This is a genomic window from Acinetobacter sp. AM (assembly GCF_003105055.1).
Lineage (GTDB): Bacteria > Pseudomonadota > Gammaproteobacteria > Pseudomonadales > Moraxellaceae > Acinetobacter > Acinetobacter tibetensis.
The window spans coordinates 23,846-36,676 of the sequence record NZ_QETG01000004.1 but is presented as its reverse complement, the minus strand read 5'-3'; the positions used below and the strand labels follow the sequence as shown (position 1 = coordinate 36,676).

At 41.0% G+C, this 12,831-nt stretch carries 14 protein-coding genes; 9 read left to right on the top strand and 5 right to left on the bottom strand.

The window, feature by feature from the left end; genetic code table 11:
* Nucleotides 1–49: 49 nt before the first annotated feature.
* The 4 genes from DCO44_RS03310 to pabC form a co-directional block, all read right to left on the bottom strand.
* On the bottom strand, nucleotides 50–484 hold the full coding sequence (locus DCO44_RS03310) for a PaaI family thioesterase (RefSeq protein ID WP_116759193.1): 435 nt from the start codon (nucleotides 482–484) through the stop codon (nucleotides 50–52).
* Between the two features lie 89 nt (nucleotides 485–573).
* Nucleotides 574–1,173 (bottom strand): dTMP kinase, encoded by a 600-nt coding sequence (tmk, locus tag DCO44_RS03305; protein WP_116759192.1) that lies wholly within the window; start codon nucleotides 1,171–1,173, stop codon nucleotides 574–576.
* A gap of 3 nt (nucleotides 1,174–1,176) precedes the next feature.
* Nucleotides 1,177–2,241 carry an endolytic transglycosylase MltG gene (gene mltG, locus DCO44_RS03300; RefSeq protein WP_116759191.1) on the bottom strand — a complete coding sequence of 355 codons (1,065 nt, stop codon included), beginning with the start codon at nucleotides 2,239–2,241 and terminating at the stop codon, nucleotides 1,177–1,179.
* Between the two features lie 7 nt (nucleotides 2,242–2,248).
* The gene (gene pabC / locus DCO44_RS03295) at nucleotides 2,249–3,061 is read right to left on the bottom strand and encodes an aminodeoxychorismate lyase (protein WP_116759190.1); all 813 of its coding nucleotides are present in this window, start codon (nucleotides 3,059–3,061) and stop codon (nucleotides 2,249–2,251) included.
* 162 nt (nucleotides 3,062–3,223) lie between these two features.
* Between pabC and DCO44_RS03290 the strand changes: the two genes are divergently transcribed.
* The 7 genes from DCO44_RS03290 to DCO44_RS03260 all read left to right on the top strand — a co-directional run bounded on the left by DCO44_RS03290 (nucleotide 3,224) and on the right by DCO44_RS03260 (nucleotide 10,113).
* Complete coding sequence (locus DCO44_RS03290) at nucleotides 3,224–4,231, top strand: sulfate ABC transporter substrate-binding protein (protein ID WP_116759189.1); 1,008 nt, start codon at nucleotides 3,224–3,226, stop codon at nucleotides 4,229–4,231.
* Nucleotides 4,232–4,261: 30 nt separating this feature from the next.
* Nucleotides 4,262–4,867: an alpha/beta hydrolase gene (locus DCO44_RS03285; protein WP_116759188.1), complete on the top strand. Its 606-nt coding sequence runs from the start codon at nucleotides 4,262–4,264 to the stop codon at nucleotides 4,865–4,867.
* A 75-nt stretch (nucleotides 4,868–4,942) separates the two neighbouring features.
* Nucleotides 4,943–5,776: a sulfate ABC transporter permease subunit CysT gene (cysT, locus tag DCO44_RS03280; protein ID WP_116759187.1), complete on the top strand. Its 834-nt coding sequence runs from the start codon at nucleotides 4,943–4,945 to the stop codon at nucleotides 5,774–5,776.
* A complete protein-coding gene (gene cysW / locus DCO44_RS03275; protein ID WP_116759186.1) occupies nucleotides 5,773–6,663 on the top strand; it encodes a sulfate ABC transporter permease subunit CysW in 891 nt (296 codons plus the stop codon). Before cysT ends, cysW begins: the two co-directional genes overlap by 4 nt.
* 14 nt (nucleotides 6,664–6,677) lie before the next feature.
* Nucleotides 6,678–7,739: a sulfate/molybdate ABC transporter ATP-binding protein gene (locus DCO44_RS03270; protein ID WP_116759185.1), complete on the top strand. Its 1,062-nt coding sequence runs from the start codon at nucleotides 6,678–6,680 to the stop codon at nucleotides 7,737–7,739.
* 50 nt (nucleotides 7,740–7,789) lie between these two features.
* Nucleotides 7,790–8,713, top strand: a complete 924-nt coding sequence (locus DCO44_RS03265; protein WP_116759184.1) for a CysB family HTH-type transcriptional regulator — start codon at nucleotides 7,790–7,792, stop codon at nucleotides 8,711–8,713.
* A 191-nt stretch (nucleotides 8,714–8,904) separates the two neighbouring features.
* Complete coding sequence (locus DCO44_RS03260) at nucleotides 8,905–10,113, top strand: OmpP1/FadL family transporter (RefSeq protein WP_116759183.1); 1,209 nt, start codon at nucleotides 8,905–8,907, stop codon at nucleotides 10,111–10,113.
* 63 nt (nucleotides 10,114–10,176) lie between these two features.
* Here the strand turns inward: DCO44_RS03260 and carO are convergent, their stop codons facing one another.
* Nucleotides 10,177–10,902 (bottom strand): ornithine uptake porin CarO, encoded by a 726-nt coding sequence (gene carO, locus DCO44_RS03255; RefSeq protein WP_116759182.1) that lies wholly within the window; start codon nucleotides 10,900–10,902, stop codon nucleotides 10,177–10,179.
* 291 nt (nucleotides 10,903–11,193) lie between these two features.
* Here carO and dapD point away from each other — a divergent pair, with 291 nt between their 5' ends.
* Together dapD and queE are read left to right on the top strand one after the other, a co-directional pair.
* Nucleotides 11,194–12,015 carry a 2,3,4,5-tetrahydropyridine-2,6-dicarboxylate N-succinyltransferase gene (gene dapD / locus DCO44_RS03250; RefSeq protein WP_116759181.1) on the top strand — a complete coding sequence of 274 codons (822 nt, stop codon included), beginning with the start codon at nucleotides 11,194–11,196 and terminating at the stop codon, nucleotides 12,013–12,015.
* 82 nt (nucleotides 12,016–12,097) lie between these two features.
* On the top strand, nucleotides 12,098–12,808 hold the full coding sequence (gene queE / locus DCO44_RS03245; protein ID WP_116759180.1) for a 7-carboxy-7-deazaguanine synthase QueE: 711 nt from the start codon (nucleotides 12,098–12,100) through the stop codon (nucleotides 12,806–12,808).
* Nucleotides 12,809–12,831 lie beyond the last annotated feature (23 nt).

Genomic DNA, 12,831 nt, shown 5'->3' with positions numbered 1-12,831 from the left:
GTACCTGCCTATTAAAACATTCAATCTATCATTCAATTTAAAAAAACAATTACTCAATATTTGATGGAATTCGCGGTGGTGGTACTGAATATGTTCCTGTCACATGTGCTACTGGTTCATCTTCATTCACTGAATAGATCCAGACCTCTCCCACAATAAGGGCTTTGCCTACTTTCATTAATTTACAGATACCACGCAAGTCTTGCGAAGCTGCGGGTTTACGTAAAAAATTAATGTTCAAATTGGTGGTAACAGTTAGCCCGACAATCCCTATTTCACCCAGTATTGCAATATACAAAGCATAATCTGCAACCGTCATCATGGTCGGTCCCGAAACCGTACCACCAGGACGCAAATCTCGATCATCAATATGATAAATGACTGTTGCTGCCCGTTCCGTAATGGATTCAATCTCACATTTTTCCAAACTTTGCGGAAAATGTTGCATCAAAAACTGAATAATTTCAGCTTGTTTACTTTGCATATTCATTGCGTATTATGATCCGTCTTCCCTATTCGATCATCACTATAAAAGATTATTCAGTGATCGACACTAGGAAAATTGATCAACGATTACACCAAATATGACAAAGCTTGAGCAAAAACTTGTTCTGGTGTCTGCGTTGCGTCTAAACGTTTCATACGCTCAGGTTGTTGTTCCCAAAGCGTTTGATAACCTGCACGAACCTTTTCAAAGAAGCTGACTTTCTCTTGTTCAAAACGATCTAAAGCACCACGTTCACGCGCACGTGCCATGCCAGTTTCAATTGGAGCATCAAGCCAAAAAGTGATATTCGGCATATGTGAAACAAAATGATCGTTTAATAAGTTTAATTTGGTCTGATTTAAGCCACGCCCTGAACATTGATAAGCAAAACTTGCATCGGTAAAACGGTCACATAAAACAGTTTTACCTGCTTGCAAGGCTGGGACAATCACTTGTTGTAAATGCTGCGCACGTGCGGCATAAATCAATAATAACTCAGTATCATTTGACATTGATTCATCATGATTCACGGCAAGAAGTAGACTACGGATTTGCTCAGCCATTGGCGTTCCGCCTGGCTCACGCGTCAGCACGACATCTTTGCCTTGCTGTTGAAAATGCTCATGAATTTTACGAATGAGAGTGGTTTTCCCGACACCTTCTGTGCCTTCAAAACTAATAAACATGCTTCACTCCTGCTTCGACTTTAATACGGATAAATATTCTTTGACAGCGCGATTATGCTCGTCTAAGGTTGCGCTAAATTTATGACCACCATTACCCGTGGCAACAAAATAAATCGTGTTGGAGTTATCTGGATGCATTGCTGCCTCAATCGCTTTTTTACTTGGTAAAGCAATAGGTGTTGGGGGTAAGCCACTCATTGTATAAGTGTTATAAGCGGTCGGTGTTCTTAAATCTTGGCGGGTAATATTGCCTTTATAGCGATCTCCCATTCCGTAAATGACGGTTGGATCGGTTTGTAAACGCATACCCTTTTGCAAACGGCGCACAAAGACACCAGAAACTTGCTGTAACTCACTATCCAAACTGGTTTCTTTTTCAATAATTGACGCCATAATCAGCGCTTCATATTTATCTTTATAGGGTAGATTCGGAGCACGATTTTCCCAAGCCTGATCCAGACTTTTCATTTGACGACGGTACAAGTCTGTCAAAATTTTCTTGTCCGATTCACCTTTATTAAAGAAATAAGTATCTGGTGCAAATAAACCTTCAGGATGTGAAAAAGGAATATTCAAGGCCTGCAACATTTCGGCCTGAGGCAAGTTTGAAACCTCTTTTTTCACCATTGGATTTTGTTGTAATTGCTCTACCAGTTGTTTAAAGGTTGTACCTTCAATGACCAAAACACGATTCATCTGCGCATTTTCAGCATTGGAAATAAACTCTAAAACCTGACGTACACTCATACCCTGATCAATTTCATAAACACCCACTTTTAAGCTCTCGTGAATCATGATTTTTTGATAAAGCTTTAAAATGATAGGAAAATGAATCTTATTTTCTTTAGACAGTCGATCAATCAAACCTGAGTAACTATCCCCCTGACCAATGGCTAAAAGCTGTTTTTTCCCTTCAACTGGATAGGTCTTAAATAAACTCGACCAAAGAATACCTATGACAACAACTAGAAATAGCCCAATAAAAATTCCCCATTTTTTAGCGGAGAATGTTGCTGTAGGCTTGCCTTTTTTAGCAGGCTTTTTTTTCGGTTTTGGTTTACTGCTCATAATAAAATTAGGCTATCTGATTCAATTCTAGGGTATTAAAAAGTTCAATACAGGGTTCAACCATTAATGTTTGCTGATCTAACACTATGGCAATTTTCATGGGCTGCAAGGCATTACAGAAAAATAGGCTTTGTATATCTACTATCTGTTCCGATTTCACCAAACGTTGTTCGCATGGAATACCTTGCTGCTGCATACGACGAAGAATTTCAGCACGCATGACACCATGCACGCCATTATAACGAAGTTCAGGGGTAATCCATGTGTCATTTATGCGAAAGAAACAATTACTGCTTATCCCTTCAACAACTGAGCCTTGTACATCCAACACCAAAGCCTCTAGCCACCCCTGTTGATCGGCTTCTTGTTTAAGCATGACCTGTTCTAAACGGTTTAAAGTTTTTATGCCAACCAAGTTTGGCATACTCAACCCCATAACACGCTGCAAGATACCCGACTGAATTTTCTGGTAATGAAATGTGTCGACAGCTTGCGGATAGAAGAACACCCAGACGTCGGCAATATGATCGGGCAGACTATAGCCGCGTTGTCCGTCCCCACGGCTAATGACAACTTTTAAAGTCCCATTTAATTGTCCAAAACCTTGTTGCATTTTTACTAAAGTTTCAGTAATCAAAGCTAAATTTGCATGAAGTGATAACCGCTCACATGCCAACTTCAAACGTGCCTGATGTAAGCTTTCCAGCTCAATTTGATTATTCACAATTCGTGCAGTCGTAAAGCAGCCATCACCATAATGAAAAGCACGATCAAGCAATGTGACGTTCGTAACTTCCTGTGCATTCTTAAAACAAAGCATAACTACTCCCCCCAAAGATCCTGCTGTAGTTTAGGGACTAGATTATCCAACTTATTTCTTTTTTATTCATATCAAATTCGTTTTTTATTATTTTTTTTGCAAAAAACACAGCGCTATTCTTGGCCCATATTAACGAACATTTAGAATTATTGAGGTCTGAAAATGCGTTTTTCTACACTTAAACTCGGGGTGGTTGCTGCACTCATTTCAATTACAGCAGTACATGCTTCGGCAAAAGATTTTCTGAACGTGTCTTATGATCCGACACGTGAACTCTATGAAGACTTTAACAAACAGTTTGGACAATATTGGAAAAGCCGCACAGGTCAAGACATTAATTTTAAACAATCTCATGGCGGTTCAGGAAAACAGGCACGTGCCGTAATTGATGGCTTAGATGCCGACGTTGTTACGTTGGCTTTGGCAGCCGATATTGATGCAATTGCAGACAAAACCAACCTCCTCCCGAAAGACTGGCAAAAGAAATTCCCACAAAACTCGACACCGTATACCTCAACCATCGTGTTTTTAGTTCGTAAGGGCAATCCGAAAGGGATTAAAGATTGGGGCGATTTGGTTAAACCGGGTGTAGACATTATTACGCCAAATCCAAAAACCTCTGGTGGCGCACGTTGGAACTATTTGGGTGCATGGGCATGGGCTAAACACAAATATGGTTCTGATGCCAAAGCACAAGATTTTGTTCGTCAAATTTATAAACAAACCAAAGTACTCGACTCAGGTGCCCGTGGTGCCACAACAACTTTTGCTGAGCGCGGGATCGGTGATGTATTACTGGCTTGGGAAAATGAAGCTTACCTCGCTGTACGTGAACAACCGGGTAAATTCGAGATTATCACACCATCTTTATCTATTTTAGCGGAACCTCCTGTTGCGATTGTTGAAAAGAATGCGCAAAAAGATGGCAATTTAAATCTTGCGAAAGGTTATCTGAACTTCCTGTATTCACCTCAGGGACAAGAGATCGCAGCGAAGAACTATTACCGTCCACGTAATGCAAGCGTACTGAAAAAATATTCAACAACCTTCAAACCATTAAAACTGGTCACAATTGATAAAGAATTTGGTGGTTGGAGCAAAGTGCAAAAACAGCATTTTGACAACGGCGGTATTTTCGATCAAATCGTGAAAATCAATAGCGCAAAATAAACGGTGATTCAATTCCACAGGAGCAACGTCATGATTCATACCGTAATCGTACCTGGTGTAGGGGGCAGTGAAGCTCAACACTGGCAATCTTGGTTGCAACGTAACCTCATGTCTAGCTCCCGTGTACATCAGACCAATTGGAACCAACCTGTCCTTAATCACTGGGTAGAGCAATTTACGAAAACTCTGCGCCCTCTTCAAAGTGATGTACAAATTGTGGCTCATAGCTTTGGCTGTTTAACGACAGTGGCTGCATTGGCATTGCATCCTGAACTGAACAAGCATGTGAAAAAGTTGATTTTAGTTGCGCCTGCCAATCCTGCCCGATTTGGCGAAGCAGGTTTCGCACGTGACAGTAAAACTGATTATCAAGCGTTCTTTCACCAATTGAAGATTCAGGTGCCTACAACCTTGCTCATTAGTGAAAATGATCCATGGTTAAGCTTTGAAGATGCACAGCAGTTGGCACGTAGCTGGAAGCTGCAACCAGTGAATTTAGGTCAAGTGGGACATATTAATGTTGCCTCAGGTTTTGGCCCATTTCCTGAAATTTATGACTACCTGATTCCTGAACGCTCAATGTCTCGAATGCGTCTGTCTGATGATTACCCACATTTTCTAAACTATGCACACTAGGGTCTGCATAATTTAATTTACTGATTATTTTACTGATTTTATTTGATCAGTATTCTCACATTTTGAGGAATTGTCATGTCGCAGCGATCCCGAGTGCTGCCAGGGTTTGGACTTTCGCTAGGTTTTACCCTCGCCTATTTATCTTTAATTGTACTGATTCCACTTTCAGCAGTTTTTATTCGATCTCTAGATATTGGTTGGTCAGGTTTATGGGAAATTTTAAGTTCTGAACGTATCTTAAAAGCCTTGCAACTCAGTTTTAGTACCGCACTCTTAGCAGCGATTATTAATGTCATTTTTGGCTTATTACTGGCGTGGTGCTTGGTTCGTTATCATTTTCCTGGTAAACGCATTGTCGATGCCTTGGTCGATTTACCTTTTGCCTTACCCACTGCGGTGGCTGGTATCGCGTTAACTTCACTTTATGCACCTACCGGTTGGGTTGGACAATATCTCGATCCTTTAGGTATTCAAGTGGCATACACCCCTATCGGGATCACGCTTGCACTTATTTTTATTGGTATTCCTTTTGTAGTGCGTACTGTTCAACCTGTATTAAGTGATTTAGAAACCGAACTGGAAGAGGCCGCTTCGGCTTTAGGTGCGAACCGTCTGCAAATTGTGACTAAAATTATTTTACCCATTTTATTTCCTGCACTTCTGACAGGTTTTGCTTTGGCATTTGCACGTGGTGTCGGCGAATATGGCTCTGTCATTTTTATTGCAGGCAATCAACCATTCAAAACTGAAATTGCACCCCTCATGATTATCTCTCGTTTAGAAGAATATGATTATGCCGGTGCCACCACCATTGCTGTGGTCATGCTGTTAATTTCATTCGCACTGCTCTTTTTAATTAACTTATTACAAGGATGGGCAAGTCGTCGCACAGGGAGAACTGCAATATGAGCTTAGTTACCAACAGCAATGCCTTTGCTGAACGCCTACAGTCTCGTGATGCCACCCGTGAACCTGTTTGGGTCCGTTACACGTTACTGAGCATTGCCTTAATTTTTTTCTTAAGTTGCTTAATTCTTCCGCTCATTCTAGTTTTTGTAGAAGCCTTTAAACAAGGGGTCGGGGTTTACTTTCAGGCATTGGTCGATCCAGACACATTGTCTGCGGTAAAACTTACTTTACTCACAGCAGTAATCGCAGTTCCCTTAAATGTGGTGTTTGGCGTAGCCGCAGCATGGTCGGTCGCCAAGTTTAATTTCCGTGGTAAATCCATTTTGACCACCTTAATTGATCTGCCATTTTCTGTTTCACCTGTCATTGCAGGCTTAATGTTGGTGCTGATTTTTGGTACCCAAGGTTGGATGGGAAATTGGTTACTCGACCATGACATTAAAATTCTGTATGCCGTCCCTGCGATTGTACTTGCAACTGTCTTTATTACCGTTCCTTTTGTGGCTCGTGAGCTTATTCCGCTTATGGAAGCACAAGGTACTGAGGAAGAAGAAGCTGCAATGGTTCTTGGTGCTTCAGGTTGGCAAACCTTCTGGAAAGTGACTTTACCCAACATTAAATGGGGTCTGATTTACGGTGTAATCCTGTGTAATGCACGAGCAATGGGTGAATTTGGTGCGGTATCTGTGGTTTCTGGACATATTCGTGGAGAAACTAACACCTTACCGTTGCATGTTGAAATTCTTTATAACGAGTACACCTTTAGCGCGGCTTTTGCAGTGTCCTCCTTATTGGCTTTACTGGCGATTGTCACCTTGATTTTGAAAACTTGGGTTGAATATCGTCAGGAAAAGCAAAACAAAAGTAACTGCAGTTCAAGTCTTTAAATAGGAATGTCCCCATGAGTATTCAAGTCAAAAATATTGAAAAAAACTTTGGTGCATTCCATGCACTTAAAAATATTTCTTTAGATTTCCCTGAAGGTCAATTGGTGGCTTTACTTGGTCCTTCAGGTTGCGGTAAAACCACCCTGCTCCGTATTATTGCGGGTTTAGAATCGGCAGATGGTGGGCAGGTGATTTTAGAAGGTCAAGATGCCACCGATGTACATGTACGAGAGCGTCAAGTTGGCTTTGTATTCCAACACTATGCCCTATTCCGTCATATGACTGTCTTTGACAATATTGCCTTTGGTTTACGCGTTCGTCCACGTGCAACACGCCCTTCAGAAGCAGAAATTAAAAAACGTGTTACCCGTTTACTGGATTTGGTTCAGTTGGGTTTCTTATCAGACCGTTATCCTGCGCAACTTTCAGGTGGACAACGTCAACGTATTGCCTTGGCACGTGCCTTAGCAGTTGAGCCACGAGTATTGCTGCTGGATGAACCTTTTGGCGCACTCGATGCCAAAGTACGTAAAGAACTACGTCGTTGGTTACGTACCTTACATGACGAATTGCACATTACTTCAATTTTCGTGACGCACGATCAGGAAGAAGCGCTAGAAGTTGCCGATCAAATTGTGGTGATGAACAAAGGCAATGTCGAACAAATTGGTTCGCCTCGCGAAGTCTATGAAAAACCTGCCACACCGTTTGTCTTTGACTTTTTAGGTCAAGCCAACAGATTTGAAGGTCATAATCATCAAGGCATTATTCAACTGGGTGAAGACCGTATTCAGTTAGATGCTGCTCAACATGTGCCACATGGCAATGTCATTGCCTTTGCACGTCCCAATGAATTACGCATTCATACTCACCCCCAAGACAATGCAATTCAAGCCACATTCTTACGTGAAATTTGGATTGCAGGCAAAGTCTTGGCTGAGTTACAAGACCGCCAAGGCAACCTGATTGAAATCACACTCAGCCCAGAGGAGTCAAAATTACATCAATTTAGACCAAATCAAACTGTTTGGTTGAGTGCAACTGCATTACACTTATTCGAAAATCAAGTCGCATAGAGACATAGAGGTGAGGCATCAACGCCTCACCCGCTTTAAGGTATAGAGAAATGAATTTCCAACAACTCAGAATTATTCGAGAAACAGTGCGACAGAACTTCAACTTGACCGAAGCATCTGCGGCCTTATATACCTCTCAATCTGGGGTAAGTAAACATATTAAAGATTTAGAAGATGAATTAGGGGTTCAATTATTCATTCGTAAGGGTAAACGCCTATTGGGTTTAACTGAACCAGGCCAAGCCTTACTCGGCATTGTGGAACGGATGTTGGTCGATGCTGACAATATTAAACGTTTAGCCGACGATTTTAATAAAGTAGATGAAGGGACTTTGACCATTGCAACCACGCATACCCAAGCGCGTTATGTCCTGCCGCCAATTGTAAACTTATTTAAAAAAGAATTTCCTAAAGTTCATCTTATTCTGCAACAAGCCAGCCCTGTTGAAATTACGGAAATGTTGTTACAAGGCGAAGCGGATATCGGTATTGCGACAGAATCCTTGACCACTGAAGATAATTTAGCCAGCGTGCCATTTTATAACTGGCAACACTGTATTATTACTCCACAACAACATGCATTGGCGCAAAAAGAAACGATTGAATTGGCAGATTTAGCACATTACCCATTAATCACTTACCACGGTGGTTTCACGGGTCGTTCTAAAATTGATAAAGCATTTGAAGAAGCGCATATTGATGTCGATATCGTCATGTCCGCACTGGATGCCGATGTCATTAAAACCTATGTTGAACTCGGTATGGGCGTTGGGATTGTCAATAATTTGGCTTATGATGCCGAACGTGACTATCGCTTAAAGCAAATTCAAACTGATATTTTTGGTGTAAACACCACATGGCTTGCAGTACGCAAAGGGCATTTATTGCGTGGTTATGGTTATGAGTTTATTTCACTTTGCTCGCCCGAAACGGATATCAAAGCTTTAAAAAGAGTCGCATATCCTGAAGAATAAATATTGATATTGGAGGCAATTTTATGAATTGCCTCCTTGTCTTTCATAGGACGCTGCAACACTAAAATTTACTATTCAATGAAAATCTGAATCGTATAAACCTCTTGCTTCACTCTGTAGAATTCCACACAATAACAATCGCTCGCACACAAAACAAAACATCTATTTATAATAATTTAGAGTATTTCAATATGTGGGTGATCCGAACCTTTACCTCGATGGTTATTTTTATTCCCCCCACATTGCAGGCAGGTGGCATGGAATTGTCTGGTCAATCGATTGGGCCTTTCTTTGAGCAAGCTAATTATACGGAAATAACACTAGCTCGCTTAAATGCAGATATTTCAGGTCAAGTCCAAAATCAAGCTGAATTGGCTGAAATCGGGGTCACTGACTTTTCTACAGGAAACTTTGTAGAAGATCGTAATTTTGTACAGGCTGCTTTAAAATTTCAGCCTTATCCAAAAGTTTCATTCGGTCTTATCTTCGATCAACCTTTTGGTGTGGGTATTCAATACCACTACCGCCCAAATACTGCTATTGGACCTATTGAAATAGAATCTACAGAAATTCATTTTGACAGTCAGAACATCACCACCTTATTCGGTTATCAACTCAACCCTACTTGGCAAATTTATGCAGGCCTAGGTGTACAAAGCTTTAAAGGCGACTTACAGGTTTTTGGGCAAAGTTTCTACTTTTTAAATGGCTATCGTGCCGAATTCAAAAAAGATCATGCGCTAGGTTGGCTTGCAGGTCTAAATTATCAAATTCCAGAATACGCATTACGCAGTAGTCTCACTTATCGCTCTGCAATTAAACATCAAGTGCATGTAAGTGAATCGATTCAGAACCAACCTATTCACTTAACGACTGAAAATAAAACCAAGATAGAAACACCCACTTCGGTTAATTTTGATTTTCAAACAGGGATTTCGCAGAAAAATCTGCTTTATGCTTCACTGCGCTGGGTCAATTGGAGTGACTACATCATTCAGCCCACACAGTTTGCCGCCATTATTGACAGTGCTGCACAATATGCCCCTGAAATTGCCTCATTCAAAATGATTCAATATCAAGAAGATCAGTGGTCTGGAAAGGTTGGAATCGCACATCAATATAATCAGCGTTGGGTTTCAACCTTTGATTTGGGCTGGGATGTAGGTAGTGGCAATACCGCTTCTACCTTAAGCCCTGTCGATGGTTACTACAGTTTAGGACTTGGTGGACTTTACTACTGGCAACCCCAATCTTTTTTTGCTTTAGGCACACAATATTTGCACTTCAATAAAGCCAAAACGCTACAAAACACTGAGGTAAATACCAAACTCGCCACCTTATATTCAGTCAATCAAAATGATGCTTGGGTCTTTGGTGCCAAAATCGGTCATCACTTTTAATCCGTACACTTTTGGCATAAAAAAACGGGCTTAACGCCCGTTTTTTCATACGTAAGATGTTACTTAGAAGTGATAGCTTACACCCAGTTTCGCCACTGGCATCCACGCATATTTATCGTCATTACGGATTTTGTTTTCTTCAGCACGTAAATCTTGCTCAGCATTGCCGCCTGCTGCGTTCACAAAAGTGCCTTGCTTATCCAACTCTACAGTTGGGTTCCCTGTGTAATAAGCACCGACTTCACCAAACACACCAACACGATCGGTCACTTTAGGAGAGAAGCCTACGCCAACATAAGGAGCAATGGTATTTTTATAGGACATCTGACCATTTACTGAACCGTTATAAGAATAATTGGTTCCGTTAATTTTAATCGTACCATCTTGAGAACGTTTAGTTAAATCATAGTCATTGTCAATGTATGCGGCACCTGCAGCAACATAGACAGCTTTAGCAAACTTACCTTCACTTGTTCCCCAAGGACGAATCTCTGCATTCAAATAAGTCGTATTATTTTTCATGTCTAGATCGTATTTGGTGCCATCAACTGAAATATCATCAGTAGTAGAAACATCACCACCATTATAACCAAGGGTTACACCAACATATGGGTTTGCGGTCCAAGTGACGGCACCACCATACCCTGTTGTTCCCGCTTCAGCACGGACAGAAGTTGGCATTAATTGATTAGAAACGCGACCATCATTAATGACTGGTTCTTCTGCCATTGCAGTACCTGCAAAAACGGTCATTGTGGTTGCAATCGCAATTAAACTTAGTTTTTTCATTACCGGTCTCCTCAGAAGATTAAACTTTTAATCGTGAAGTTGTTTTGATGAACTCATCATAGACCAGAACATCAGTATTTTTTATGAACGATTTGCTTGGTTTTTGTTAACTTTTGATACACATTTTATAAAATATAGTTTGCAAATACCTATCAGTTTATAAACTTATACAATTTAACATAGGTTTTTACTTAACTACCTTAATTATAAATTCCGATGCTAAGACGATTTTTCATCTATTTTGGAGCAAATATAGTGTAAAATCTTCAAAATTTTTTTGGATGGAAGATCATGTCTCAGCTTTCGACAATTATCGAACAAGCCTTTGAAGACCGTGCCAATTTCACAGCAGCAGACTGTTCTGCTGAAATCCGTGACGCTGTAGAACAAGCGATTGCAGGTTTAGATAATGGCTCATTACGCGTTGCTGAAAAAATCGACGGTGAGTGGGTTGTTCACCAATGGCTTAAAAAAGCAGTATTGCTATCGTTCAAATTAAACGACAACAAACCAATTGAATCATGTGATCTTCGTTTTTATGACAAAGTTGATACTAAATTCTCTGGTTGGACTGAAGAACAGTTCAAAGCTGCTGGCGTACGTGTCGTTCCTCCAGCAGTTGCTCGTAAAGGCAGCTTCCAAGCGAAAAATGTGGTATTGATGCCATCATACGTCAACATTGGTGCTTATGTAGATGAAGGCACAATGGTTGATACATGGGCAACTGTAGGTTCATGTGCACAAATCGGTAAAAACGTTCACTTATCTGGTGGCGTAGGTATCGGTGGCGTACTCGAGCCATTACAAGCAAACCCAACCATTATCGAAGACAACTGCTTCATCGGTGCACGTTCTGAAATCGTGGAAGGCGTGATTGTTGAAGAAGGCTCTGTCATTTCAATGGGCGTATTCATTGGTCAATCAACCAAGATTTATGACCGTGCAACTGGTGAAATCCACTACGGCCGCGTACCTGCGGGTTCTGTCGTTGTTGCGGGTAGCCTTCCTTCTAAATGCGGTACTTACAGCTTATATGCTGCAATTATCGTGAAAAAAGTTGATGCGCAAACACGTTCTAAAACGAGCTTGAACGAATTATTACGCGAAGACTAATTTTTCAAAATGCTTTTCGGTCTCTACGGTCAGACATGATCGTAGAGATTTTTATTTTTCTATCTTGTGGTTATTTTGTACTATGAATACTCTCAGATCTTCGGCTATTCCTGTTTCTGATCCGGCTGCGGGCTTACGCATCACGGAGATTTTCTATTCATTACAAGGTGAAGCAAATGCAGCAGGACTCCCTACGGTATTTATTCGCCTAACGGGTTGCCCACTACGCTGTACCTATTGTGATACTACCTACTCCTTTGAAGGTGGAGAGCGTCTATCGCTCGAACACATTATTCAAACCACACTCGATTTTAAAACCCCCTATGTCTGCGTGACAGGTGGTGAACCTCTGGCACAGCCCAATGCTTTACCGTTAATGCAACGTCTAGCTGACCTTGGCTGTGAAGTGTCTTTAGAAACCAGTGGTGCCTTAGACGTTTCTAAAGTTGACCCGCGTGTTTCTAAAGTTTTAGATCTTAAAACCCCAACTTCCGGTGAAGAACAGCGTAATTTAATCAGCAATCTTGATTACTTGACGCCACACGACCAAATTAAATTCGTGATTTGCAACCGTGAAGATTATGAGTGGTCAAAACTACAGGTTGCACAATACCAACTACAAGATAAAGTCAGTACCGTTTGGTTCTCCCCTGCTTTTGCTGTAGAAAAAGGTGCGGTACGCTTACCACAACTTGCGCGAGACTTAGCGCAATGGATTTTAGAAGACCATCTCCCTGTTCGCTTCCAATTGCAATTACACAAATTGCTTTGGAATGATGAAACTGGTCGTTAATTTAGTTCTGTTCTTAAATACAT